We start from the raw sequence: 25,545 nt of genomic DNA on the forward strand, positions 1-25,545 counted from the left end.
GCGGTTGTCGATCAGTGGGGTTGTCGATCAGTGGCGGTTGCCGATCAGTGGCGGTTGTCAAGACGGTGATACATCTCGCTGATCTGCAGATCGCGCTCGAACCCACGCGGCATGGTGTCCTCGTCGATGACCGCGAGCTCCACGCCGGCGATGCGCGCGAAGTCCTCCCACGCCTCACGGCCGATGGAAGTCGTCATGCAGGTGTGGTGCGAGCCACCGGCACGAAGCCAGCACTCGGCCGAAGCCTTGAGACCGGGACGAGGAACCCAGAGCCCACGAGCGCAGGGCAGCTTCTCCAACGATCCGTCGGGTTCGACGACATCGACCACGTTCATGAGCAGACGGAAACGCTCGCGCACGTCCGCCATGGACACCACGACCGCGTCCTCCCTGGGCGCGACGGTGAAGACGAGGCGCACGGGATCGGCCTTGCCGCCGATTCCCAGAGGATGGATCTCCAGGGAGGGCCTGGCGATGGTGCCCACGGATGGCGAGACCTCAAGCATGTGCGAGCCCATGATCTTCTCATGGCCGGGAACGAAGTTGTAGGAGTAGTCCTCCATCAGGGAGGCCCCGCCGTCGAGTCCGAATCCCATCACGCTGGCGATGCGCACCAGAACGGCCGTCTTCCAGTCGCCCTCGGCGGAGAATCCCCATCCGTACTCGGAGGGGAAGCGCTGCGGTCCGACTCCCGGAAGCTGGCTGAGCGTTCCCAGATCCTCGAAGTTGTCCACGCCGGCGGTGGTCCCGTAGTCGTTCATCATGTTCACCATGCCGGCCTCCTCCTTGGCGGCGGTGAACAGGGAGTCGTAGCGCTCGTCGAGAAGTTTGGGAGCGACGTCGTACTTGGCCTTGTAGTCCTCGATGAGGGCCTTGACCTGATCGTCCTTGACCTTGTCCACGTAGGACACCAGCTCGTTGACGGCCCAGGTGTTGATCGACGCGCCGAACACGCGCTCGGCCTCGGTCTTGTCGCCCTCGGTGACGGCCACATTGCGCATGTTGTCGCCCCAGCGCATAACCTTCATGGTGTTGGACGCGTCCCACCCGGCGCAGGCGCGCGCCCATGTGCCGATGCGGTCCGCGACCTCGGGATCGGTGTAGTGGCCGACGACGATCTTGCGCGGGATCCCCAGACGGGTGACGATGTAGCCGAACTCACGATCTCCATGGGCCGACTGGTTGAGGTTCATGAAGTCCATGTCGATGGTGTCCCACGGGATCTCGACGTGGTGCTGGGTGTTCAGCTGCAGAAGAGGCTTGCGCAGCGCCCCGAGCCCGCGGATCCACATCTTGGCCGGGGAGAACGTGTGCATCCAGGCGATGACGCCGATGCAAGCGGGGTCGGACGACGCCTCGGTCATGAACTCCCTGACTCCATCGGAGGATTTGAGAGTGGGCTTGAGAACCAGTTTCACCGGTATGCGGCCGGTGGAGTTCAGCGCGTCCACGATCTCGGTGGACTGCTCGGCCAGCTGGCGAAGCGCCTCCTCGCCGTAGAGGTCCTGCGATCCGACGCCGAACCAGATTTCCTTGCCCTCGAAGGGATTGCTCATCGACATGATCTGTCCTTTACTGACATGCGCGGTCGGAGCCGCGCGGTTGTTGCCTCGTTGCGGTATTGCCTCGTTGTGGTTGAACGTCCTCGCACCAGCCGCGGGCCACGTTCCGGACGATCCCGGAACGTGGATCGGACCAGCATCATCGGTATGGTCAGTGCTGACCGTAGACGTTCTGATAACGGTCGTTGAGCTTGTCGACATCCTCCTGGGGGATTTCGATGATGTCGCCCAACTGCTTAGCGGCGCACATGGTGTGCGCCACCTCCTCCGTCATCGCGGCCGCCTTGACGGCGGCTTCGGCGTCCCTGCCGATGGTGAAGGGGCCGTGGTTCTGCATCAGCACCGCCGGGGAATGCGGATACTTGCGCAGCGTCTCGACGACCCCTTCGCCGATGGCCTCGGAATCGATCAGGCGGAAGGGACCCACCGGAACCGGACCACCGAATTCATCACCCATCATCGTCAGGCCGCAGGGGATGTTCTTCCCGGTGGCGGCCCAGGCGGTGGCATAGGTGGAGTGCGTGTGCACGACGCCGTAGACGTCGGGCATGTTGCGGTAGATGTAAGCATGGGAGGCCGTGTCGAACGAGGGCGCCTCGGTGCCGTCGACGACATTGCCGTCAAGGTCGCAGACGACCATCGAACCGGGCGTCAGATACTCGTAACGGACCCCCGAGGGCTTGATCACCATAAGATCCGCGGTATGGAGACGCTGCGAGACGTTGCCCGCGGTCCACACGACGAGATTCCACGTCAGAAGCTGCTGGTGGAGGTCGGAGACGATCTGGCGGACCTACTTGACCTCGGCGCGGACCTCGGGTCCGTAATCGGCGAGAGTTGTCATAATGCATTTCCCTTTCATGGTGTGTGTCGGGCATGGTGTGTGTCGGGTCTTGTATGCGGTGCGGGACGCCATACGCTCGCGCCCCACGCCGCCGTCTTCCACAGCGGGTTATCTTCTTGAGTTACTTTGGGTTATCTTTCCAGCGGAATGGCCTCGATGGCCGCCCTCTCGATGGGAAGCCCCCTCACGAAGTTCGCGAAGAACTCCTCGAAACCGGCCACATCCGCGGGATCGGGCTCCTCCACCGTGGATTGGGCATCAGCGAAGACGCGATCGTCGAGATGGTCGGCAAGGGGGGTGTCCGCGTGCCAGAGATAATCGGCCAGAACGACCATGCCCCAGGCACCGCCCTCGGCCGCGGTGGACATCACCTGGATGGGCGTGTTGAATGCGGCGGCGAGGATCTTCTGCGCGACCTTGGGCGTGGTGAAGATCCCTCCATGCCCGATAAGCGAGTCGACCCTGACGCCCTCGTCCTTCGTCATGACGTCCATGCCGATCTTCACCGGGGAGAACGCTCCGAACAGCTGGGCGCGCATGAAGTTCGCCAAGGTCATCGAGGCTTCCGGACCGCGCGCGAACACCGGTCTTCCCTCCTCGATCCCGGCCAGGAACTCGCCCGAATAGAAGCAGTAGTTGAGAAGGCCGCCCGCGTCCGCGTCGGCCTCCGGGGAGATCGCCGTGCGGAACAGCGTGCCGTATAGGGTGCCGGCGTCCAAAGTCAGTCCCACGGCCTCGGCGAACTGGCCGAAAAGCCTGACCCACGCGTTGAGATCCGACGTGAAATTGTTGGCGTGGCTCATCCCCGCGGGATCGCCGGCGGGGGTGGCGACGAGGTCGACCTCGGGATGGAGGCGCTCAAGCGTATGGTCAAGGACCACCGTGGCGAAGATCGAGGTCCCGGCCGAGACGTTGCCGGTGCGGACCCGCACGGCGTTCGTGGCGACCATGTCGGCGGGCCGCGTCAACCACTGCGGCCATGGGAGCGGCCATCCGCCCTCGGATGGTTGTTAGCGCTCACATCGATAGACAGCACTATACGCGAGAACAATCCAGTTCGCAACATTTCCGGACGCGCGAGCCGTGTCAGCGAATCGCCACGGGCCCCAACGAGCCACGCTTCACCAGCGTCGCCGGAATCAGGCCGACGCCGTGGGACGACACCGCGTACCCCGGCTCGTCGCCCTCGCCCAGAAGCGACAGGACCTCACGCATGGCCATGATCCCCAGCCGTTCGAAATCCGGGCGCACCGTCGTCAGCGGCGGATACATGTTGTCCATCGCGGGCATGTCGTCAAAACCTATGACGCTGACATCCTGAGGTATGCGCAGTCCATGCTCGTGCAGCGCCCGGCAGACGCCCACCGCCTGGCTGTCGTTCGCGGTGACGACCAGCGAGGCGAGCCGTCCGCCCGAGGCCCCGACCCTGTCGACGATGTGGTTCATCCGCGCATACGCCTCCGACGCATCCCACGACGAACACTGCACCGTCACCGACTGCAGGGACTGCCGGACGGAGGCCCTCCTCCAGGCCTCAAGACGCGTCGCGGCGTCACGCCAATCCGCAGGACCGGCGAAGTACAGTGCGCGCCGATGTCCGAACCCCGACGCCAGCCGCACGACCTCGGTCATGGCGCCCCACTGGTCGATTCCCACCATGGCGTTGCGGGAACGTCCCAGCGACCTCAGACGGGACTGGCACTCACCCATGCCGACCGCTCCATGCGTCGAGGTGACGATAACCGTCGGCTGAGAGACGCGAACCCGGCAGGCGGCGTCAAGCATCACGTCCGTGGGGGCGAGAAAGACGAAGGCGTCCACGTTCTGCTCATCGAAGGTGTTGCATAACTCCGCGAACTCCCCGGGCGTGCAGGAGGCCTCATGGACCATCGCCATCGAGGTGAACAATCCATGGGACCGCGCGACCGATTCGACCGCCGACATCGACAGTATCGGCCCGAAGAACCGCAGTCCGCCAGCCACCAGACCGATGGTGCGAGAGCGGCGGGACGCCAGTGCCCGAGCCGAGTTGCTGGGACGATAGCCCAGTTCCTCGATCGCCTTGAGAACCTTCGCTCGCGTGGCCGCGGCCACGTCGGGGGACGAGTTGATCACACGAGACACGGTCTGATGGCTTACCCCCGCCAGCCGGGCGACATCGAACATGGATGGCCTTCCGGTGGCCTTGCCTTTACCGACCTTCCCCACGCCATCCTCCGCATCGCTTAAGATTCACCCGATTCCAACGTGACACATTCTATGCGTCTTCCGGCCAAACCCCATCGATCGGGCCGAATGCGCTCATGCCGACGACCATGCCGGATGCCAGCCGACTACGCCAGATGCCAGCTGGTCCTGTGCCAGGACGTGGGCCCCAGCCGCGCGATGGCCTCCCGATGGGCGGCCGAGCCATATCCCTTGTTGGATTCCCACCGATAAGGCGCATAGCTCGGATCCGAACGCGAAAGATCATCCATCAGAGCGTCACGCGTCACCTTCGCCACCACGGAGGCCGCGGACACCACGGCACACCGCATATCCGCTTTGACCATCGTGGTGACGGCGAAGGGATGACGCGGATCCGGGGCATCGAAGGAATCCCGGGCGGCGGTGATGTAGTCATAGGGGCCATCGAGGATCACGCCGACCCGCAGCGGCCCCGTCTCCCCCAAAGCGTCCTCCACGCGCGCCATGGCGCGCAGCGCGGCCACACCCAGCGCATGGGATATCCCCCAGTCGTCGATCTCCGCATTGCCGGCAGAACCCACCTCCACGGCCGCGCACCACGCGCGCAGGGGATCCACCAGCGCCTCGCGACGATGGGGCGTCAGAAGCTTGGAATCCCTCAGCCCATCGGGAACGGTCGCATCGTCGAGGGTACGCGCCCACAATGCGGCGGCGCCGACCATCACCGGACCGGCCAGGGCCCCCCGTCCGACCTCGTCGCAGCCGATGATGAGGTCGAACCCCTTCGAGGCGAGATCCCGTTCAAGATCGAGGGTGGGACGATCTCCGGACGCGGGACCACCGGATGCCAGGGAAGGACCCGACGCCGCACGCCTGCAGGACGCCGAGGAATGACGAGACATGGAAGGATGGCGGGACGTGGAGGACCGACGAGACACGGAAGGCTGGCGTGATGCCGAAGACTCGCGCGATGCCGTGGACTCGCGCGATGCCGTGGATCGGCAGGACGCAGCTGAAGGATGTGCTTCGGCGGTCCCGTCGACGGGAACATCATCCATGCGACGACGAGGCATATCAACCGACCGTGCCGTTGGGGACGTCGGCGAACACCTCATGATGGGAATCCAGACCGGACATCCTGGAGATCGGCCAGTAGATCGCGACGCCGACGCCGACGATGTCGGACATGGGAACGAGCCCATCATCGCCATCGTTCTGGTGGTAGCGCGAATCCGCCGAGTTGGCACGGTTATCACCCATGACGAACACATGGCCCGCCGTCACCTTCACGCTGAAGGAGAAGGAGCTCGGCTCGACGCCCGGACGGATGTAGGAGGACTCATCAACGGCGACGCCATTGATCGTCACCGGGCTCCCCCCGCCCTTGCACGCCACCAGATCGCCCGGCAGCCCGATCAGACGCTTGATCAGATAATTCCCACCCAGAGACGAGGAGGTGGTTTCGTCGCTCAGCCAGTGCGCGGGATCCCGGAACACGACGACGTCACCACGCCGCAGCGAAGATGGGCGCGCCGACAGACGAGACGTCACCACGCGATCGCCGATCTCGATGGTATCCATCATCGATCCCGATGGGATGACGTACAGCCCGATGACGAAAACCCTCACCAGTACGACCACAAGAATGGGTATGCCGCAATAGACGACCACGTCACGCAGCCGGAAGCGGCTGCGGTCGATATGCCGTCCCCTCCGCCGGCGCGGCCGGGGGGAACGTCCGGATGGGGTATGCATGGAATGCGACGCGGCGCCGACCGACGACCCTGAGAACGTGCTCAGTGGACGCGGGTCGACGCCGTGGTCGGCTACCTCGAGAATATGCGAATCCTCCGCGGCGTCCTGCGTCGGAATGCGGGACGACACGGAATCGCTCACTTCGCGGAGTTGTCGCGACGCTCGACGATGCGAGCCGCCTTGCCGCGCAGGGAGCGCAGGTAGTACAGCTTCGCGCGACGCACGCGGCCCCTGCGGACCAGCTTAATCGAGTCGATCGCCGGGGAGTGCAGCGGGAAGCGACGCTCCACGCCCACGCCGAAGCTCACCTTGCGCACGACGAAGGTCTCGCGCGCGCCGGATCCCTGACGGGCGATGACGACGCCGGCGAAGGACTGCAGGCGGGTGTTGTTGCCCTCGGTGATCTTCACGCTGACGTCGACGGAATCGCCGGGACGGAAGTCCGGGATGTTCTCCGCTCCGGTGATGTGCTTGGCCTCGAATGCCTCAATGGCGTTAACCATGATGTTCCTCCACCGCCGCCACATGTCGACGATTTCATCGGGACGGCCCGCGCCCGCGGCGACCATGACCATCCATAACCGTGTCCTCCGGCACCACCGGAGGATGATGTCGATTCGCCTCCGCGCATCATAACGATCCGCGAGGCTGAACCCCTGAGGGAGGCACCCATGTGGCGGAGCGACCCTCGACACAACCTTCAGGATTATACCATCACACCATCGACCGGGCAACCGCGGAATGCACGCTCCCGACTCGGCCGGCGCATTGACAAGACCGCCCGCACGGCCCTATCGTGACAGCCGACGCACCGCCGCAGAGAACGCGGAACGGCATGTGGATGACCGCACCCAACGGTTCCGGCAAGGAGGTGCCCCATGGCCCTGTCACCATTCATCACCCACGCGGAGACCGCCGCCGGTGGCCACGGACGGTCGACCGCCGGCACGCGCACCTCCATGACGGCCGCAGTCGCCTCGGACGTCATCGTCGTGGCGGGGATTCTCGTCCTTTTCGGCACCATCGCATGGATGCTGCCCGACGTCGATGCGACGCTAGGACCCGAAGGTCCGCCCTCGCACATCTCCACAGATCCCGCGAACCTCCCCTACTACACCCTCCGATCACTGCTGCGCATGGCCGTCGCCCTCCTGTTCTCCCTCATCTTCACCTTCATCTATGGACTCGCCGCGGCACGTCTGCGCCGCGTTGGCAAGGTCCTCACGCTTCTTCTCGACATCCTTCAATCCGTACCCGTCCTGGGATTCCTCTCGGCCACCATCACCATATGGATCACCCTGTTCCCCCATTCGATGCTCGGCGTCGAGGCGGCATCCGTATTCGCCATCTTCACCAGCCAGGCGTGGAACATGACGTTCTCCTTCCGCAACTCGCTGCTCACCGAACCGCAGGAACTGGACGAAGCCGCGCGCTCGTTCCGCCTCACCCGTTGGCAGCGCTTCTGGAAGCTCGACGTGCCGAACTCGACCATTCCCCTGCTGTGGAACTGCATGATGAGCGTCAGCGGGGGCTGGTTCTTCCTCACCGCCTCCGAGATGATCTCGGTGAACAACACCACGTATGCCCTTCCGGGAATCGGGAGCTTCGTCGAGGAGTCGGCGGCCAACCGGGAGCTGGGGAACATCGGTCTGGCCATCGTGGCCATGATTCTCGTCGTCCTGCTCATCGACATCGGCGTGTGGCGTCCCCTGATCATCTGGTCGCAGAAGTTCCGCAACGAGCAGAGCTCCGCGGACGCTCCCCGCTCCAGTCTGGTGCTGAACGTGATACGACGGTCCCATATCGACGATCTTCTTGGCGCGGCCTTCCGGCCCATCGGCGAAGCCCTCGACGTGGCGATGCGCCCGCTGGGCCGCACCGGGGCGCGATGGCCCTTGCGCGGAGCCGGACGCAGGGCGGGTGACGTCGTCTTCGCGGCGGCCTGCGCGGGCGTCCTCATCGCCGCCGCCGCGGGACTCGTCTCCACCATCGGCAACGGCCCCGGTTTGGCCGAGCTGGGAACCGCGCTGTACGACGGAGGCCTCACCTTCCTTCGTGTGGCGGTGCTGACCCTCGTATGCTCGGTGATATGGGTACCCATAGGGGCGTCCATCGGCATGAACCCGCGGCTGTCCCGTATGCTGCAGCCGTTGATCCAGATCCTGTCGAGCTTTCCCGCGAACTTCGTGTTCCCTCTGGCCACGCTGGTCTTCATCGCCTGGGGGATCGACATCAATTGGGGAAGCATCCTGCTCATGGCGCTGGGCGCCCAATGGTACATCCTGTTCAACGTCATCGCCGGGGCGAACTCCATTCCCTCCGACCTTGTGGAGATGACCAGGAACCTCGGGGTGACGGGATTCCTGCGATGGAGGACCCTCATCCTCCCCTCCGTGTTCGGCGCCTGGTGCGAGGGTGGCATCACCGCGGCGGGCGGCGCCTGGAACGCATCGATCGTCTCGGAGGTCGTCTCGTACGGAAACCACACCCTGGTGGCGCGCGGACTGGGATCCTACATCACGCAGGCCACGGAGAGCGGGCAAACCGCCCGTGTGGTGATCGGCGTCGCGGTGATGAGCGCCATCGTCGTCATCGTCAACCGCGTGTTCTGGGCGCCTCTCCAACGACTGGCGAGCAGAAGGTTCTCGCTGTGACGGCGCGTCGGACCGTGCCTGGCAGGCAGGGAGCCCGAATGATCCCAGAAATGATTCCAGCAATGATTCCAGAACATTCCGGGACAGAACATTCCTAGGCAGAACATTCCAAATAGGACATTCCAGAGATGAGGAGGTCGTCATGGCGACAATGCATGACCGCAGGGGCAGACGCGACGCGCTGCGAAGCATACGGGCCGTGTCCCCCGACAAGGTGCTCATCGAGGCGAACCACATCACGCAGAGCTTCACCTCCGACAAGGGCTCCGAGCTCACCGTTCTCGACGACGTATCCTTTACTCTGTACGAGGGGGAGATCGTAGCCATCCTCGGTCGCTCCGGCGCCGGGAAGTCCACGCTTCTGCGCGTACTGGCCGGACTCGTCGAACCCACGGCGGGATCCGTGTCCTACCGTTCGACGCGTCTGCAGGGACCCAACCCCGGGGTGTCATTCGTGTTCCAAACGTTCGCCCTCATGCCCTGGCTGACGGTTCAGGCGAATGTCGAACTGGGACTCCAGGCCCGCGGCGTGCCCCGTCGGGAACGCGAGGAACTGGCTCTGGCAGCCATCGATTCCATAGGGCTCGACGGCTTCGAAACCGCGTATCCCAAGGAGCTTTCCGGCGGGATGAGGCAGCGGGTGGGAATCGCCCGGGCTCTCGTCCTCCATCCCGACGCGCTGTTCATGGACGAGCCCTTCTCGGCGCTCGACGTGCTGACCGCCGAGAACCTTCGCCAGGAGGTGCTGCGCCTGTTCTCCAGCGCCGACTGCGACATCAAATCCATGCTGATCGTGACGCACAACATCGAGGAGGCCGTGCAGATGGCCGACAGGGTCGTCGTGCTCAGCTCGAATCCGGGACGCGTCGCATCATCGGTCCCCATCGACCTCCCCCGTCCACGCAGCAGACGCGATCCGCTTTTCGACCAGACGGTGAACCGCCTGTACTCGGTTCTGACAGGAGACGCGACGACGGCCACGACGACGGCCACGGCCACGACGCCGTCAACACCATCTACATCTACACCATCTACATCTACACCATCAACGTATGACGCCGCGTCGCCGACGACCGGGGAATCCTCCGTGGCAGGCTCGACGTCCGTGCATGCGGACGCCACCCCGCCTGTCAGCGGCGGACACGCCTCCACGGCATCGTCGGACACGGCTCCGGATAAGGCGGGCGTCAACATCATCCCGCCCGCGGGGGCCCGGCAAACGGCGTCGACGTCCACACCGCATCCCGAACCTCTTCCGGACGCGACGCCGGGAGGAATCTCGGGTCTGCTGGACGTGCTGCTGGATCATCCGCAGGGAGTCTCCCTGGCCGATCTGGCATCCGACCTCTCCTTCGAGGTGGATGACCTGTTCCCCCTGGTCGACGCCGGAACCCTGCTGGGAGTCATGGTCGTCCACGATGGGCATCTGACGGCCACCAATCTGGGAATACGATGGTGCAAGGCCGACATACTTACGAGCAAGCAGATGTTCGCGCGCATGGCCCTCGACAGGGTGCCTCTGGTGCGCAGCATCGACACGGCGCTGAGGAGGTCGCACAACGGAAGGCTTCACGGCGAACTCATCGTCGATCTGCTTAGGGCACGATACCGTGACGCCGACGCGCACCGGCAGTTCGCCACGGCCGTGGGCTGGGGGCGATACGGCGAACTCTTCGATTACGACGCCGACGACGATCTTCTGACCATCGACGACGCCAATCTCAACGATCAGGTGGCGGACGGCGAATGGTCGTTCGAGGACACCGCTGGCTCCACGTCGTAATCTCGCCGCCCGGCCTGCTGCGGCCGTCCGCCACCCGGCCGCCACCCGGTCACTCGCATCCGGAACGACGTACCCGGAACGACGTACCCGGAACGACGTACCCGCGCGGGCGGCCCCATACGGGACATCCCACGCGGGTACGAAGGGGGCGGTGACGGAAAGTTGGACACCTTGTTGTGTTGTTCTTTGGAGTGGTGAACCTAGATTGGACGTTTTGTTTAGTGTTTTTATGCTGCCATCTGCTCGTATTCGAGTGGGGACATGTATCCGAGTGTGGAATGGATACGCGTCGGATTGTAGTACAGTTCGATGTATCTGAAGATGTCTTGTTGTGCCTCCTGTCTGGTTTGATAGTTTCGACCGTTGATGAGCTCTCTCTTCAGGGTTTTGAAGAAAGATTCCGATACCGCGTTGTCGTACGGGTTGCCTGGCCTGGAGACGGATTGGGTGATCCCATGGCGTTCCAGGCATTGCTGGAACGCGTGTGAGGTGTATTGCACGCCCTGGTCGTCGTGGAAGACGAGGCCTTTATCCGGGTTCTCCCGTCCTACGGCCTGCTCGATGGCGTCGATGGCCAAGTCCTCGGTGATCCGGTGGGACATGGACCAGCCGACCACCTTCCGTGACCACGCGTCGATCACCGCGGCAAGGTAGAGCCATCCCTCGCCAGTGGGAACATAGGTGATGTCCCCGACCCACAGGGTGTTCCTCTTCGCCACGGTGAACACGCGTTGCACCAGGTTGATCCTGGGATCCCCGGGCTCGACGGCCTTCGCTCGCCTCCAACGCCTGGTCGTGCCCTTGGCCTGCAAACCCTTGGACTGCATGACCTTCAGGACGCGCTTCTCGCTGACAACAATCCCAGTCTTCCGCAGCTCCCGGTTGATCCGCCGATACCCGTAGCGAGCCTTATTGGCGGTGAAAATGTCAGCGACAAACCCCTCCAACGCTTCACGTTCGATCTGCCGGTTCGACTTACGCCGGTGCTGGAACTCGTAGAATCCCGACGGCGCGACCTTGAAGATTCTGCATGCCTTCCTGACACTCAGCGGAGCCAGCCCATCCCGATGCTGTGTGAGATACCGGTATCTCACACACGGTCTGACTGCAGGAAGGCACGGAATTTTTTTAGCAGTTCGTTCTCCGCCTCCAGCTCCTCGACGCGTTTCCTGAGTTTGAGAATCTCGTAATCCTTGTTGATCTTCGGCGAGCCGTTACCGGGGAAGGCTTTGGCTCCCATCTGCTCATATTCGACGGCCCAACGCCTGAGCGTGGAATCCTTGATCCCAAGCTCCTACGAAGCTCACGAACAGTCTTCTCCCTGTCGATCACCACCTGAGCTGCCGCAGTCTTATACTGCCGGTCATACCGTTTTCTTATCTGTGTCATCTTGGGCACCCCTCACCCTTAACTCGGTGTCCAATCTATGTTACCCCCTCCAGTGGCCGCGCCCGGGGACGGCATCGCTGTTCCGCGGACCGAGCGAACGCGGGCAGGGAGCCGGTCGTGGGCCTCCGCGCGCTCGAGGCCCGGGGTCCTCGACTCGTCGGGCAAGCACCTGGCGACCCATCCCCGGGCGTACGGCCAGGCCGGCACGAACAGCGAGGACCCGTCCATGCAGTTGGCACTGCTGTGCAACAAGCCCGCGTCCTGGCCCAACAGCCGGGTGCGTGACGCGTTGCCGGACCCGTTGCGGCAATGGCTGGACCGGCAGGACAGACAGACACGCAACGAGGCGCTGCAGACCCTCAAACGCGTTGACAGGGAATCCGGGTGGGCGAACGCGGTCGAGGCGATGCTTTCCATCCTCGAATCGACCGGCGGGGCGGACCGCGCCGGTGTCACACTGCTCGCGGCCAGGCTCGCCGAGGGCGTGGCGGGTATCGAATACGACGATGACAGGCCGGATCCGGGTGAATACGACATCGCGTTCACCGCGGACGTCGGCGTGCAGGGAGGCGGGCGACGGGCACGAAGACGGACGAAGGGCTCTACGAGAAGGCCCGCAAGCTGTTCATCTCCAAGGCGAGCATCGACGAATTCGCCGGCTGGGCCACGCCCCGCCAGGTCGACGCCGTCCACCGCCTGCCCGGTACGGAACTGGCGAACAGGGAACGCGCGAAGCACGACAGGCTCCTGCGCCGCGCCCGGTTCCCCGTCGTCAAGGGTCTCGACGGCTACGACTTCACGAACGCCGGGCTCCCCGACGGCTACACGCCCGGGCGAGCTCCTGGGACTCGGTTTCATCCCGCGTGCACAGGACCTGGTGTTCTACGGCAAGACCGGGCGCGGAAAGACACATCTCGCGATCGGGCTGGGCATGAAGGCGATCGACATGGGGCTGGGCGTGCGGTTCCACCGGACCGCCGAGCTCGTCCTCCAGCTGGGCAAGGCCAAACGCGACGGCACGCTCGAGACGATGCTCCGGGACATCGGCCGTGCCGACCTGATCATACTGGACGAGTTCGGCTACGTACCCTTCGACATCGACGGGGCGCGCCTGCCCTGACCGGATCATCGCGGGCAGCTACGAAAGACGGAGCATCATATTCACCACGAACATCGAGTTCAGTAAATGGGGCACGGTCTTCGCGGACGACAAACTCGCCGCCGCGATTATCGACCGCATCGTGCACCACGGGCGGCTCCTCGAGTCCGCGGGCCGGAGCCGCCGCGCCGGCGAGGCCCTCATGTTCGGCAGGAACACCTCCGCGCAACCGGAAAAATAAGGAAAATGCATGCAACTGCCTAAACCCGAAAAAAATACATGACTAAACACGAAACGCCGACTTGATGAAATACACCGGACACCGCCGGCGGGCAGGTGCGCATGGCGTTCACGAATGGTTCCGCCTGGGACAACAACGGCGGGCAGGGCAAGGACTACCGAGTGAGCGGCGGCAGCGTCGCAGTGGCCGGCGGCCAGATGATCACCGACGTCACACCAAACTGCACCATTCAGTAGTAGGAAAAACTGAACTCTAGTTGGGCCCACGGAGAGACGAATGAACTGCCAATAACACAAGACAAGAATGTCAACACTTACGATGCAGCATTTCGTTTATGTCCCTGACAGATCTTATCTTTGTATAGATTGAGAGAGTTGTAGCATTGCGCGCAAGCCTGAAATGAGATACATGAAAACCACGATAGAGGATATATACAAAATCCGAGTAAGTCACATTATCATCATTGTTGGCTTCATAATTCTTTTAATAAACAAATATGCCAGTCTGCTTGATTTTGATTTTCTGGTTCCCCTCAGCAAGTCCAGTATCACACTTTTAGGCATAATTGCGGTCTCTAGCGTTGTCCTCTTTCAAAAAAAATCTTTTTTTCTTAATACTTATTTTTTTATTCACCTTTAACACTTGGCTATTGACTCGAGACACCACACTAATCGTGTTGCTTCTCTTCGCAGCCACCACACAAAGCACAAAAAAGAAGCTATTAAATACATTTTTAATTGTACAATCAATCATTTTAGCCTCATGCATTATAACATACTTTCTAGCTTTAAAAATCAAATTCATAAACGTTAGTCTATATAACACAGGAGATAGAACTAGATATACTTTCTTCTTTCTCCAACCAAACAATTTCGGAATTCAATTTGTATTCACGATTATATGTTTCATATACATAAGCAAACTGTCTTCTCCAATTTCTATAGCTATCCTGGCTATTTCAAGCGCATTTCTTTACATCTTCCCGAACTGCGTCACCGGTTGCGTTGTGCTCGTTATCTACGCTCTCTTAATTCTCTTCTTTGACAAGATTGATTTTTTCAAAAAGAAAATACTACGATTTGCACCATATCTTGTTGCAATTATCGGCATCCTCATTTTCTCCTTATACCTCACGAGGAAGACCGGCTTCATAGGAAAAATCATCTCCGGCACATTTTCGTATAGATTCATCGGTTCCGTAATGGCAATTCGTCTCTATGGAGTGAATCTAACAGGACATTATCTCGACAAATTAGGAGAAACTCTTTTTATAGATGGCCAGTGGGGTACATTTTGGCTTGATTTCGCCTATGTTAGAGTTCTTGTTGAATTTGGTATAATTGGCGCTTTAATCTTTACCGTAATTCTTATTCACTCCATTCGTTCCATGATCCGCAACAGGGATTATTCAAGCTTGATTCTGATTACAATTGTTCTTTTCTATGGTTTATCAGAATGGGGAGCATTCTCAGCGTTGACTGCATTCCCTCTTCTGCTCACCACCATCCCCTCTCCCATCAAGGCTTCTATGAGGTGCATCAAAAAACCGAAAAGAATGCTGACTCATGGAAAATTATTCCCACGACAATTCAGCGGAAAACATCCTTCTTAACGAATTAGCGACGATTTCATTTCAATTCCTTTGGTTTTCACACAAATATAAATGCTATTTGCTCAGTTCTTCCACAAATGTATAAATAAAGTAAACAACAAGAGGAAAACAGAACAAGTGTAATTTATACAGCTAGGTAATTATTTAAACAAAGAAAACAATTTTAAAAACACACAGATGGCAAAGATTTGAGTGTGAGCGTATTGGAGTCCACTGGATTCAAATTAGATTTATTCAAATTAAACCATAATTATATTATGGGATGAAAATAGTATCAGCAAAATCCACATGAAAATAAAATGTCATGTGATAGCTCACACTCAAATCCTAATCGAACAGACGGTGGTAAGCACCCATCTGTTCATTTCATGCTAACGCCATTTTAAGGAATTGCTCGGATGTCGCGCGCAGTTCATTGAGCCGTGCGACATCCAGATTGGACACAAACGGCTTGATCTTCGTTCCGTCTTCGAAATCAGGCGGCAACAAATGCTCTTCAGGCAATCCAAGCCTAGCGAGAAGAGTCTTCATACGAGAGCTGCTCTTCTCGGTGCCAAACGTAAGGAAAGGCTTTCCATAAAGAATAGAGAACACCGTGGCATGGAATGAGTTAGATACTACGCACGCGGCCTTGTCGATTAACGTGAGGAAGTCAGCAGGGCCAATCCCCCACACGTTGATGGAATGCGCCTTATAATGAATTGGATTCCTCGAGTAGTAAACGATAGTCAGATTTCGTTCTGCTGCGAGCTCATCAATATATTTCACCATGTCTTTATTCGGCCACAGCGTATAGGCAAAGATATACTTGCCTTCTTTGAGCCTCTTCTGGAGTTCGGGTGCTTGAATATGCCGATAGTCCTTCAGATCAAGCAAAAGCGTCGGATCAAGCGTTTCGACGATGGATTTATCCGTCAAGTCCTGAAACTGCCCAGCAACAGAAATCTCACGCACGGATACCGAGTCAAAACGATTTAGCCAACCGGAAATCCTCTTCTTGTCTTCTGCGGTGAAATTCTTCTCTACAAACTTGGCATGTGACATACTTGGCGCATACGCGATTTTCTTGGTGTCGTTAGGCGCAAATGAAAGGAAGAACGGCGGAACAGGACCGCGAGTACAATCCAGATTCCAGATTTGATCGCTTCCGCAAATAAACGCATCAAAGTCGTTCAAATCCTGAGCCATCTGCAGGTCTGCGTCAGTGCCTTCGTAAGTATTCTTAGTCAGATTAAAATGCCTGTGCCAAAAAGTCTGGAAACTGCTGCGTCTGCGTAGATTGCCCGGAAGGAACAGCAAATCCACGGCAAACGATTTGATACCGTATTTTCGGAAAATCCAGTAATTCCGGAAATCCTCACTACGATAATCAATAACGTGCACATCATGCCCGAGATCAGTAAGATATTTCCTCAATGCATAAGTTTGCAGAGCGGAACCAAAATTATATGCACAATGGAAAGTGATTGTTCCAATTTTCATTTTATCCATCTCCTCAAATCTTCATTTCCCTAACATGTTTTCCGTGATTATTCCTTGAACCCTTGCCCTTAACCGCGACGGACAGGGTTTTCACAGACGGATAGATGTCTATGGCAGACACCACGAGCACAGCCAAGAACAGCACAGCCGATACCAACATATACGCAGTCGGGTGCCACGCCAATACACATGTTTGCACAGATACTAGCAGAATATTCGCCAGCATAAGTGGCCGGTTCACGTCGATTTTGACGATCTGATTGGCCATAACCACACGTATGGCGTACATGACCAAATTACTGCCGACCATAGCCCATGCAGCACCTTGTAGACCCATAACACGGATAAGCAGCCAAGTCAGCACGATGACCACAATCGCCGCTGCAGCAGTAGATGTCATCAAGTGCCGAGTCTTCATGCTCGCGGTGAATACCGTCCCATAAAATCCCGCGAATACATTAAACAAAAATGCCAGAATAAGGATCGGTATAATAGGCCATGAATCATAGAATTTTTTCTGCAGCAGCAATGAGGCAAGCCATGGAGTCAGCAACATGAGCCCCGATGCCGCAAGAAAACAGAACGTACGGAATACAGCGAACACGTTGCTGTAGAACTTGCCGGTATCCGTTTTCTTGAACTCCTGGAATGCAGACAAGCTCCATGCCTGCCAGAACGTGGACGAAACCATGTTCATTACGTTAGGTATCTTACTGGCCGCAGCGAATAAGCCAGATGCTCCGATGCCAAGCATACTGGTAATGAAAAATCTATTTACACTCGTACCAATCCACCAAAAAATGGCGTTCGGCATCAACGGCACGGAATATAGCAGCATCTTTTTAAGAATTCGCCGATCACGCTCTTTTCTTGGAAGGGCCACATATTTCCAAGAACCTCCGAATACGAGGTACAGAATGACCGCGACCAATCCTCCGAAGATCAAAGAAACGAAGTATCCCTCAACCTTCCAACCAAGCAATCCGATAAGCAAGCCAGCCGAAGATGCTGACGCAAGAGACGATGCAATGGAAGCCCAGGTGATGAGCTTTATCTGGTTTAAGCCGCGAGCTACATTCGCCAAATATGCGTTGAATGCGGACGAGGCAAAATATGCCAGATAAAGCCATTCATAGTTTCCAAGACCACCAAATATCGGCAAATTCAGCAGTGGAAGCAACAGAAGCATAAGCAGGCAGCCGAACAATGTGACCCAGAATCCGACAGATATGTATTGCTTCTTATCGCTCGGATCATCAATGATATACCGCGTTGTGGCATCGCCGATGGACAAGGTCAGGACCGGAGTAATCAAGCCAGCCACGGTCAATGACATGTCCGTCACACCATACTGCGCCGTCGTAAGAAAATAGGTATACAACGGCACCAGTAAGAATGTAATCAGTTTCGTAGATACCGTGTTCAACGTAAACAGGCCGATATTTACAAGAAGATTTTTGTACTTACCCAAAAAGCCATTTCCTTTCGTGAATTAATTAGTGTCTAATGGCTTTTAGCGAATCAATCACTGTTTTCGGTAGTACTGTTTTAGCTATATTTTTAATCCTTGTTTTTGGGTCAACGCGATTATCAATGGAATCGATGAAATCTCTCGCATTTCTCTCATCTTCTTCGCATGTAAAACATTCAAATAGGATAGGCTTCTTTGCATCCTGCGATACAAAGCGCTCTTTAATTGCTTTGAATTCGTCTTTCGATGATGCACATAAGTATTCGAATCCAAGAGATTCCGCCCACGCACGCGCAGACGAATGTTTCTTATCAATACCTTTTGTAGAGATGTTATGTCCAGCCGCCGCAATAAACGAATCAGCAGGTTTACCAATCCGACTGCCTACATGATTAGACAATTTAAAGGTCATTCCAAGGTTATTATTGATTAGAAGTATGCGAACATTCGGACCAATTTCTCTACACCCCAATGAATTCATATCATAAAAGAAAGCCAGATCTCCAGTGATGCAGAAACAAAGTTTACTCGTAGCAAAGCTCGCTCCAATCAATGTCGACATACACCCATCAATACCAAATCCGCCAACGTTCGCACTCGAATGGATATTCTTCGTCATTGGGAAATAATCCCAGCTTGACAACGAGCTCAAAATTGCTGGATGGACAACCGACCCATCAGGAATCACAGGAGATAGCTGCTGAGCTATCCAGATATTTGAGAACGGAAATTCCGGCATATTCTTTCGAAGCTGAGCATCGTATTTACGCCATAAAGAACGATACTCTGATTCGACAGATTCATTCTCTATATAGTGAGAAAGGAAAAATTCAATTGTGCATTGAAATACATTTTTGAGTTTAGCAAAATGCTGACGGAACTCCCCATCCGGAGACACCCTCCAAACAGGGCAATGAGTTCCAGTCAGAAAGCCCATGGTATTGTAATCCCCCGTCATCTCACCCAAATGTATAACGAGATCAGGGTTAAATGCAGAACGCACAGGATTATTCTGCAATTGAATGCAAGAAAGCGCTGAGCCAAATGAGAACTTACCACGATAACCGCTTGAGACGTCGGAAAAGACTACTGCGTTGTGCGTTTCAATAAAATGCTCTAATGCTTCGGTCTCCGCAGCGCTGAAAGTGCGATGAGCTCCAAGAAGCACGGCAACTTTACTCTTTGAGGACAATTTCGGCCATTCATCAACTCCTTCCGGAAGGAATCGATTAATTTTCTGCACTTCCGGCAGAGAAGAAGCACCGAACGTGTAGTTGCCGTCAGTGATAAGTTGCACTGCTACTGGGCCACCACCATCACGAGTAAGCTCAGATAAAGCAATATTGACACGTAGTTCCTCGTCCCTGGCCATTCTTTCGTTCTCAATCATCTCGAGCGAAGTATGATAACGAGCAACATCATTCGGAATAACCGAACGATCAAGAATTTGCGTAGACAGATTGCCAATGTCTTCAGTGAAATGCATAGAAGTGAGGGCAAGAACAGGAAGTTTCCGATAAAAAGCTTCAGTCAAACCTGGCATATAGTCACGAGAAGCCGTGGCACCCGTACATGAAAGCACGACCGGTTCTCCTGATTCGCCGGCAAGGCCGCATGCCATATATGCTGCAGAACGCTCGTCAAAAGCAGAAAACACTCTGAAAAAAGAGTCGTTTTGTACACTATACACAAATGGAACATTTGTATTGCCCGGAGATGCAATCACATTCCTGATTCCGTATTTCTTCAACAAAGCAATAACTATCTGCACATTACGCGCATCAGAATATTTCGCCATAAAAACCTCCATTTTAATTCATTTCAAAATAACTTATATTAGAAAATATTCAATATAAGTATACATAGATTATACCTGCATAGATAGATTCATAATTTCTTCATAAAAAGTTTAATGTCACGTTTTATATTATACACATTGTCTAATGCGTGAATCCTTAATAATATAAATTGAAATTTATTGGAAAGGCTGAGATTATGATAAGCACGCATCGAACAAGTCTCTAGTATCTTTTTCCGTATTGAATGACGTAACCTCCTTTTTTCCTCTGATGCCGGACAATCTATTAAGAGAATATATATATACAAATATAGGCGCACAATATGTGCATCAAATTTAACGGAAGGACCTTCCGAATGCGCTATTCGCTGAATCTCGGACAACGATTTGAAAGCACCATCAACCGTTGCGAGCGAGGTCCTTTTAGAAAGAGACCCTTCAGTAATACGATATCTGTAACAAGGCTTGCTCACATAAGCAACACGGCTGCATTGTCGCAGAATCTTATTCAAAAAGAGAGCATCTTCAAGAAGAGCAAACCCCTGAGGATACAAAATATGCAAATCAACAAGAAACTGCCGATTATACATAAAAGCCCAGGAAAAATAACCTATATGCTCAGCATAAATATACTCAACGCACTCATGCCCAGTACTTGTTTTTACATCCGGAAAAGAATACTCGACCGGCCTTTCCCCTATGGAGCCATCTGGGAATAACGTCTCAAAATTGAAAGACACCATCTGAGCTTTATTTCGTTCAGCCGTTTCAATCAGCAAAGACACGGAATCAGGCAAATATGCATCATCCGAGTCAAGGAGTAAAACATACTTCCCGTGCGCTTTGCTAATCCCAAAATTTCTCGCCGCAGAAACACCCTCATTATCTTTAGAGAAAACAAGCACTGAGGGAAAGCGTTTCTGCATATTCATCAAAATAGACAGAGTCGAATCTGATGAACCATCATTTACGACAATTATCTCTAAATTTTGATAGTTCTGCTTCAGAACACTTAGAACACATTCTTCAATATATTTTTCCGCATTATATGCAGGAATAATGACTGAGACTTGAGGAACACTTTTTGTTAGCATTACATATTCCTTACTTCAATAGAGATATGAGAAGAACATTATTCATATAAGTTCCAAGATGCCGGGCAAAAAGCTTACCGATGATGATTAGCTAGCTTAGAGAATAGATTCTTAAAAGCATCGTCCATGTCCTCAAACCTAAACTCTGTAATTAACCTAGACAGCACCTCTCCAGTACGATGTCCCACATAAAAGGCAAGACGATGGGTCAATTGATCCCTGTATCTTTCTTTCGGCTCTCGCCATGAAGCGGTATATTGATGAATACTATATGTATTCTTCTTAATATGAAACCCTCCTATACCGTAAAGCGGGTTGAAGCAATCGGAGGGCAATATCGTCCATTTTCCAATGGACTGCTTCTCATCCTTTTTTTGGAACCCTTTTTCCATTAGAAGCTGCGTAAACATTTCATTAACAGTATGCTTTGATCTGAAGTCATCAGAATCCACATACTCTAATGCATCGTATTTTGAAAGCACTTCTCCAGCCAAAGAATCATGCTTTTTGCACGACAGAAAAAGTCCGCTATTAACAGTGCATGTGCTCTTTTCGATTGCAGAAATACACTTATAGGAAGCAACAAGACCTCTTATATCTTTAATTAGCTCACTTCCAAGATCCATATAAATTCCACCGTAGTTATATACAGCCCAGAATCTGACGTAATCACTTACGAAAGCCATCCTCCCTGATTCATAAGCCGCTTTTGTAAACGGATGGTCATTTACATTGAAATTATCTTCATTCCAGCATTTGATTTCATATCCAGGAGCATACTTCTTCCATGTCTCAATTACATCTAAGGCATGCTGCGAAAGCTTGTTCCGTCCAAACCAGCAATAGTGTATAATTTTTTCCACGATTACCTCATCAAAAATCCTAATAGGGAAGCTCTTTGTATTACAGGTTTATTATTAACACTTATCAAACAATAAAATTGATTCTGCGAACATCTGAACATTTTTTATTGTTTGAAAATTTTTCCCAAAAAAGTCTCTTGATGATTAGAAGATGTCTTAAACTGTTGTTTCCAAGTCAACTTGAAAAGATCGGTGTCTTTTGTCAACGCTTTCCATTTCAACGCATCATATGGCTCATCAAGCACCTTAAATAATTCATCACACATCGGATTATTTGGCTTAATCTGCTTAAAAGCTTGATCTATGTATGAGTCATGTCTCTGAGCAAGAACGATGAGATAATCAGTCAACAAATAATCTACAAGGAATTGCTCTTCTTCCCAATACTTGAGGAAGTAATCACGAATTGTGGCGAATACACGTCTATGCTCATTATCACAGCCTAATGAATAATTAGCAAACATGCCTCCCGCGACTGATGCATGGAAATAGTCGGGTCTTTTAATAGAAAACAGAGGAGCAGAGTATAAAGATTTATCTAGCGAACCTGCACAGAAAAAAGTGGCATCCAACCACAAGCCACCATATCGTGAAAGAAGCTCTAGCCGAAGAAAATCCGAAATATGCGTCTTAGATAGACTTCCTTCGTTATATCGTCTCCGAATACACTGGGGAAAAGAAACATATTCCCGCACATTCTTGTCAGTAATTATAATTACTTCCCGATTTCCTGCATTACGCCGAACAGAGTCAACGCAGGCCTTTACGATTTCCGGAGCATTATCCAGCCCCTGCCACCAGCACATCCAGATTTTATTCTTTAACGCCAGATCAACCTCTGGAAGAGGTGCCCGGTAGTCGTATGCAGCATAAAAATCACCGAACTTGTTCTCAAGATACTTGAGAACCGTTTCGTGCTTACGAAGCAACCGCTTCTTGACCGCGTCCGATTCCTTATATCCATTGTGATTCATTACCTGAATGTCTAATTTCGCACGAAAAGTATTAATTGCTTCAGGCCACGAAGTCACTTCAGCAATTTTTTTTCGTTGCATACATTTCTTCTGAGGCTCGATGAACAATCCGGCCAAGATTATTATGTTTCTTCGTCATCACTAAATCACCCTCTCGTATAAATCAATCAATGTCAATGCATACTTATTTTGCAGACATCTTGCATTGACATATTCACGGCAGAACCGCTGCATGGATGAATAGCTCGAGGCACTAACTGCAGAACATTTGCGCATACTGTTCAGCAAATCCACAGCATCCCCCGATTCAAACGTGACCCCTGTCTTGCCTTCCTCCACCAATTCCGGAATGCCACCGATCCTGGCACCGATAATCGGGGTCTGGGCAGCCAAGGATTCCAAACCGGAATACGGCATGTTCTCACGCCATTCGGAGCTCAGCACGGTGAAGCGGGCATTGCCGACCTCTCGTTGCAGATCCTCGCCGCTCTTGTATCCCAGCAGATGAATACGCGAGACGGCCTGCGGGCCAGCCGAGGCTATCAGCTGTTCAATGGCACCGCGTTCCGGTCCGTCACCCACAATGTGCAGATCCCATACATCAGGAATCACTTGGGCATCTTGATCATCGCTTTGCGCATTGGCACTCCCCTGAGCGAGTCCCGCAGCCTGCATAAATGCTTTCACCAAGGTGAGAACGCCCTTCTCCTTGGAAAGGCGACCGAAGAACAGGAAATACGGTCTTGCTCCGGCCTTCGTATCCTCGAATTTATGCGTATTCGCCACCCGGGCGCCCATCGCCATCTGCGAATCGGTCAGGAAGTTCTGCATCGCGACGGTCTTGCCGGCAAAGCCTCCCTCATCGAGCTTACTCTTCATGAATTTCGAAGGCGCGATGATCAGATCGATTTTGTCATATGAATGGTGGAATTTCAGGAATTCCGCTTCCATGGTGGCCAAGGCGCTCTTCGCGCGGGACCCCTTCACGCATATGTTTTTGGTGGCATGCATGAAATGTCTGTCCAGGCAAGCGTCGCAGACCTCTCCCCTACCGTTCACCATGGTGTAGGCCGGGCACAGCAGAATATAGTCATGCGCCGTGTAAACCACCGGCACATGGTGCTTCTTCAGATATGGAGCATCTAGAATCGACAGCGTAAGCTGGCGGTGCACGTTATTCATATGGATGACGTCCGGCTTGAACTCCTCCAGCAACGCCTCGAACTTGCGCTTCGCCTCAAAAGAGTAAATCAGCGTGGAGGCTTCCTGCACCTTCTTGAATGCGGAGATCTCCCCCACATAATCCTTTTCAGAGACAAAATACTTGCTCCAACGACTTGGTTCGTTATTGGGATGCTTCATGGAGAAGAACGCCACCTCATGGCCAAGCGCCTTCAAGCCTTCGGCCAAGGCAAAGAAATATGTTTCGGCGCCGCCCTTGCGGTAGAAGTACTTGTTGACCAGCAGAATGCGCATCATTCACCGACCTTCTCACCCTTGTACAAAGCCAGAGTCTGATCCACTACCGAGTCCCAGCTGTATTTGCCGGTAATGAAATCAGCGGCCTCATTCTTATACTTCTGGACTTTCTGAGGATGTCGGATCAGTTCATTCAATGCCTTGTACAACGCATCCGCGGAACCATGCGCGAAGGAGGCAGCCTTATCCTCCACCACTTCCGTACATTCGGCGATATCCGAAGTCAGGCAGCAATTGCCATAGCTCATCGCCTCGAGCAGACTCATGGGCATACCCTCAAGATCACTCGGCAGCACATAGATATACGCGTTGCTATACAACTCCTGCAGCATACGCCCCTGTACAAAGCCGGTCAGTATGATACGCGGGTCCTGCGCCGCCATCTGTTTAACCTGCTCATAGTATTCCGTTGAATCGGAAGACCCACCAGCAATAACCAGCTTCTTATCCGTATCGAGCTTGCCGAACGCGTCGATCAGATAGTGCACGCCTTTTTCTGGAACGATACGACCAAGGAACAGGATGTAGTCATCCTTGTGCAAACCATATTCGCTGGTGATTTCCTGTGCCGTAACCAGCTGTTTGCGTTCTATGCCGTTGGGAATGAACCGGGTATCACGCTCATACGTGTTCTTGAAGTATTCCTGCATGTTCCGGCTGAGCACAATGACCTCGTCCGCGCACTTGGCCGCGGTACGTTCGCCGAACTTCAAATACGTGGAGGCGAACCTTCCCCACTTGGCACGCTGCCAGTCGAGGCCATGGATAGTGGCAACGGTACGAATTCCCGCCCAATGCGCCAGTCGGAGCATCACACACGGCCCTTCGGCATGGTAGTGAATCACATCCGGCTTCGCTGCAATCGCCTTCAACGTGGCGAAGAAGGATGAGGACAGCGCGGCCATACCCTTGGCATCGAATGTGGTTACGGGAACGACATGAACACCCTGATAGGAGAATGGTTTGTCCGAAGCATTGACGACATCGTCGAATTCGGCTCCTGCCACATTATGACCTTTGCGATTGTATACTACAACCCGATTCCCCCGTGCCGACATACGCGTAGACAGCTCATCGACCACGATTTCAACACCGCCCTCACGAGAAGGTATACGCTTATGCCCGATAAATGCAATTCTCATATTTTGAACAAGCTCCATAAATCTATCGCGCGAGACCTTCTTTAAAAGAAGCAGAATAGGAATAACCAATATGAAAGCGCTTATCAACATTGCTGAACGCAGGTAACCTCCTCCTC

20 protein-coding genes and 3 pseudogenes are annotated in these 25,545 nt (G+C 54.6%); 6 read left to right on the forward strand and 17 right to left on the reverse strand.

The window, feature by feature from the left end:
- Window positions 1–44: 44 nt before the first annotated feature.
- The 7 genes and pseudogenes from araA to rplS form a co-directional block, all read right to left on the reverse strand.
- On the reverse strand, window positions 45–1,562 hold the full coding sequence (araA, locus tag BMIN_RS01425) for an L-arabinose isomerase (protein WP_022861886.1): 1,518 nt from the start codon (window positions 1,560–1,562) through the stop codon (window positions 45–47).
- 151 nt (window positions 1,563–1,713) lie between these two features.
- Window positions 1,714–2,346 carry an L-ribulose-5-phosphate 4-epimerase gene (locus BMIN_RS01430; protein ID WP_238565585.1) on the reverse strand — a complete coding sequence of 211 codons (633 nt, stop codon included), beginning with the start codon at window positions 2,344–2,346 and terminating at the stop codon, window positions 1,714–1,716.
- Window positions 2,347–2,537: 191 nt separating this feature from the next.
- Window positions 2,538–3,356: pseudogene (locus tag BMIN_RS01435) on the reverse strand (FGGY-family carbohydrate kinase); the annotation flags it as partial.
- A 136-nt stretch (window positions 3,357–3,492) separates the two neighbouring features.
- Complete coding sequence (locus tag BMIN_RS01440) at window positions 3,493–4,572, reverse strand: LacI family DNA-binding transcriptional regulator (RefSeq protein ID WP_051126501.1); 1,080 nt, start codon at window positions 4,570–4,572, stop codon at window positions 3,493–3,495.
- 167 nt (window positions 4,573–4,739) lie between these two features.
- A complete protein-coding gene (locus BMIN_RS01445) occupies window positions 4,740–5,495 on the reverse strand; it encodes a ribonuclease HII (RefSeq protein ID WP_081648098.1) in 756 nt (251 codons plus the stop codon).
- 172 nt (window positions 5,496–5,667) lie between these two features.
- The gene (lepB, locus tag BMIN_RS01450) at window positions 5,668–6,477 is read right to left on the reverse strand and encodes a signal peptidase I (RefSeq protein WP_238565578.1); all 810 of its coding nucleotides are present in this window, start codon (window positions 6,475–6,477) and stop codon (window positions 5,668–5,670) included.
- 8 nt (window positions 6,478–6,485) lie between these two features.
- Window positions 6,486–6,851 carry a 50S ribosomal protein L19 gene (rplS, locus tag BMIN_RS01455; RefSeq protein WP_026647655.1) on the reverse strand — a complete coding sequence of 122 codons (366 nt, stop codon included), beginning with the start codon at window positions 6,849–6,851 and terminating at the stop codon, window positions 6,486–6,488.
- Window positions 6,852–7,307: 456 nt separating this feature from the next.
- Here rplS and BMIN_RS01460 point away from each other — a divergent pair, with 456 nt between their 5' ends.
- Both BMIN_RS01460 and BMIN_RS01465 read left to right on the forward strand, forming a co-directional pair.
- A complete protein-coding gene (locus BMIN_RS01460; RefSeq protein WP_026647656.1) occupies window positions 7,308–9,002 on the forward strand; it encodes an ABC transporter permease in 1,695 nt (564 codons plus the stop codon).
- Window positions 9,003–9,144: 142 nt separating this feature from the next.
- Entirely contained in the window at window positions 9,145–10,785 is a 1,641-nt protein-coding gene (locus BMIN_RS01465) for an ABC transporter ATP-binding protein (RefSeq protein WP_022861893.1), read from the forward strand.
- A 227-nt stretch (window positions 10,786–11,012) separates the two neighbouring features.
- Here BMIN_RS01465 and BMIN_RS01470 read toward each other — a convergent pair whose 3' ends face one another.
- Window positions 11,013–11,879, reverse strand: a complete 867-nt coding sequence (locus tag BMIN_RS01470) for an IS3 family transposase (RefSeq protein WP_022861894.1) — start codon at window positions 11,877–11,879, stop codon at window positions 11,013–11,015.
- A complete protein-coding gene (locus BMIN_RS08490; protein WP_155522364.1) occupies window positions 11,876–12,025 on the reverse strand; it encodes a hypothetical protein in 150 nt (49 codons plus the stop codon). Before BMIN_RS08490 ends, BMIN_RS01470 begins: the two co-directional genes overlap by 4 nt.
- Window positions 12,026–12,226: 201 nt before the next feature.
- On the opposite strand from BMIN_RS08490, the pseudogene BMIN_RS01480 reads away from it, so the two are divergent.
- From BMIN_RS01480 to BMIN_RS08495, 4 genes and pseudogenes are all read left to right on the forward strand, one after another.
- Window positions 12,227–12,751, forward strand: a pseudogene (locus BMIN_RS01480) (IS21 family transposase); the annotation flags it as partial.
- Window positions 12,703–13,514: pseudogene (gene istB, locus BMIN_RS01485) on the forward strand (IS21-like element ISBlo2 family helper ATPase IstB). The pseudogenes BMIN_RS01480 and istB, both read left to right, overlap by 49 nt.
- Window positions 13,515–13,615: 101 nt before the next feature.
- A complete protein-coding gene (locus tag BMIN_RS09050; protein WP_274518311.1) occupies window positions 13,616–13,750 on the forward strand; it encodes a hypothetical protein in 135 nt (44 codons plus the stop codon).
- Window positions 13,751–14,520: 770 nt separating this feature from the next.
- Window positions 14,521–15,126, forward strand: coding sequence for a hypothetical protein (locus BMIN_RS08495; RefSeq protein WP_156097292.1), 606 nt, complete (start codon window positions 14,521–14,523; stop codon window positions 15,124–15,126).
- 366 nt (window positions 15,127–15,492) lie between these two features.
- On the opposite strand, the gene BMIN_RS01495 is transcribed toward BMIN_RS08495, so the two are convergent.
- From BMIN_RS01495 to BMIN_RS01510, 8 genes are all read right to left on the reverse strand, one after another.
- Window positions 15,493–16,608, reverse strand: coding sequence for a polysaccharide pyruvyl transferase family protein (locus BMIN_RS01495; RefSeq protein ID WP_026647659.1), 1,116 nt, complete (start codon window positions 16,606–16,608; stop codon window positions 15,493–15,495).
- Between the two features lie 13 nt (window positions 16,609–16,621).
- Window positions 16,622–18,079, reverse strand: coding sequence for a lipopolysaccharide biosynthesis protein (locus BMIN_RS01500; RefSeq protein ID WP_022861899.1), 1,458 nt, complete (start codon window positions 18,077–18,079; stop codon window positions 16,622–16,624).
- Window positions 18,080–18,104: 25 nt separating this feature from the next.
- Window positions 18,105–19,877, reverse strand: coding sequence for a thiamine pyrophosphate-binding protein (locus BMIN_RS08260; RefSeq protein WP_162138774.1), 1,773 nt, complete (start codon window positions 19,875–19,877; stop codon window positions 18,105–18,107).
- 89 nt (window positions 19,878–19,966) lie between these two features.
- Entirely contained in the window at window positions 19,967–20,971 is a 1,005-nt protein-coding gene (locus BMIN_RS08265) for a glycosyltransferase family 2 protein (RefSeq protein ID WP_081648101.1), read from the reverse strand.
- Window positions 20,972–21,045: 74 nt separating this feature from the next.
- Entirely contained in the window at window positions 21,046–21,834 is a 789-nt protein-coding gene (locus BMIN_RS08270) for a glycosyltransferase family 32 protein (protein ID WP_162138773.1), read from the reverse strand.
- A gap of 104 nt (window positions 21,835–21,938) precedes the next feature.
- A complete protein-coding gene (locus tag BMIN_RS08275; protein ID WP_238565580.1) occupies window positions 21,939–22,889 on the reverse strand; it encodes a capsular polysaccharide synthesis protein in 951 nt (316 codons plus the stop codon).
- A 60-nt stretch (window positions 22,890–22,949) separates the two neighbouring features.
- Window positions 22,950–24,287, reverse strand: a complete 1,338-nt coding sequence (locus BMIN_RS01505) for a glycosyltransferase (RefSeq protein ID WP_022861897.1) — start codon at window positions 24,285–24,287, stop codon at window positions 22,950–22,952.
- Entirely contained in the window at window positions 24,284–25,429 is a 1,146-nt protein-coding gene (locus BMIN_RS01510) for a glycosyltransferase family 4 protein (protein ID WP_026647658.1), read from the reverse strand. The genes BMIN_RS01505 and BMIN_RS01510 overlap by 4 nt, the downstream gene beginning before the upstream one ends.
- Window positions 25,430–25,545: the final 116 nt, after the last annotated feature.

This window comes from Bifidobacterium minimum, from assembly GCF_000741645.1.
GTDB lineage: Bacteria > Actinomycetota > Actinomycetes > Actinomycetales > Bifidobacteriaceae > Bifidobacterium > Bifidobacterium minimum.

What these genes read in the sequence shown, in the direction of transcription:
- araA (WP_022861886.1), bottom strand. Translation starts at nt 1,562, where the DNA reads ATGTCGATGAGCAATCCCTTCGAGGGCAAGGAAATCTGGTTCGGCGTC.
- BMIN_RS01440 (WP_051126501.1), bottom strand. Translation starts at nt 4,572, where the DNA reads ATGTTCGATGTCGCCCGGCTGGCGGGGGTAAGCCATCAGACCGTGTCT.
- BMIN_RS01445 (WP_081648098.1), bottom strand. Translation starts at nt 5,495, where the DNA reads ATGTCTCGTCATTCCTCGGCGTCCTGCAGGCGTGCGGCGTCGGGTCCT.
- rplS (WP_026647655.1), bottom strand. Translation starts at nt 6,851, where the DNA reads ATGGTTAACGCCATTGAGGCATTCGAGGCCAAGCACATCACCGGAGCG.
- BMIN_RS01460 (WP_026647656.1), top strand. Translation starts at nt 7,308, where the DNA reads ATGACGGCCGCAGTCGCCTCGGACGTCATCGTCGTGGCGGGGATTCTC.
- BMIN_RS01465 (WP_022861893.1), top strand. Translation starts at nt 9,145, where the DNA reads ATGGCGACAATGCATGACCGCAGGGGCAGACGCGACGCGCTGCGAAGC.
- BMIN_RS08490 (WP_155522364.1), bottom strand. Translation starts at nt 12,025, where the DNA reads ATGGGAGCCAAAGCCTTCCCCGGTAACGGCTCGCCGAAGATCAACAAG.
- BMIN_RS09050 (WP_274518311.1), top strand. Translation starts at nt 13,616, where the DNA reads ATGGCGTTCACGAATGGTTCCGCCTGGGACAACAACGGCGGGCAGGGC.
- BMIN_RS01495 (WP_026647659.1), bottom strand. Translation starts at nt 16,608, where the DNA reads ATGAAAATTGGAACAATCACTTTCCATTGTGCATATAATTTTGGTTCC.
- BMIN_RS08260 (WP_162138774.1), bottom strand. Translation starts at nt 19,877, where the DNA reads ATGGCGAAATATTCTGATGCGCGTAATGTGCAGATAGTTATTGCTTTG.
- BMIN_RS08265 (WP_081648101.1), bottom strand. Translation starts at nt 20,971, where the DNA reads ATGCTAACAAAAAGTGTTCCTCAAGTCTCAGTCATTATTCCTGCATAT.
- BMIN_RS08275 (WP_238565580.1), bottom strand. Translation starts at nt 22,889, where the DNA reads ATGCAACGAAAAAAAATTGCTGAAGTGACTTCGTGGCCTGAAGCAATT.
- BMIN_RS01505 (WP_022861897.1), bottom strand. Translation starts at nt 24,287, where the DNA reads ATGATGCGCATTCTGCTGGTCAACAAGTACTTCTACCGCAAGGGCGGC.
- BMIN_RS01510 (WP_026647658.1), bottom strand. Translation starts at nt 25,429, where the DNA reads ATGAGAATTGCATTTATCGGGCATAAGCGTATACCTTCTCGTGAGGGC.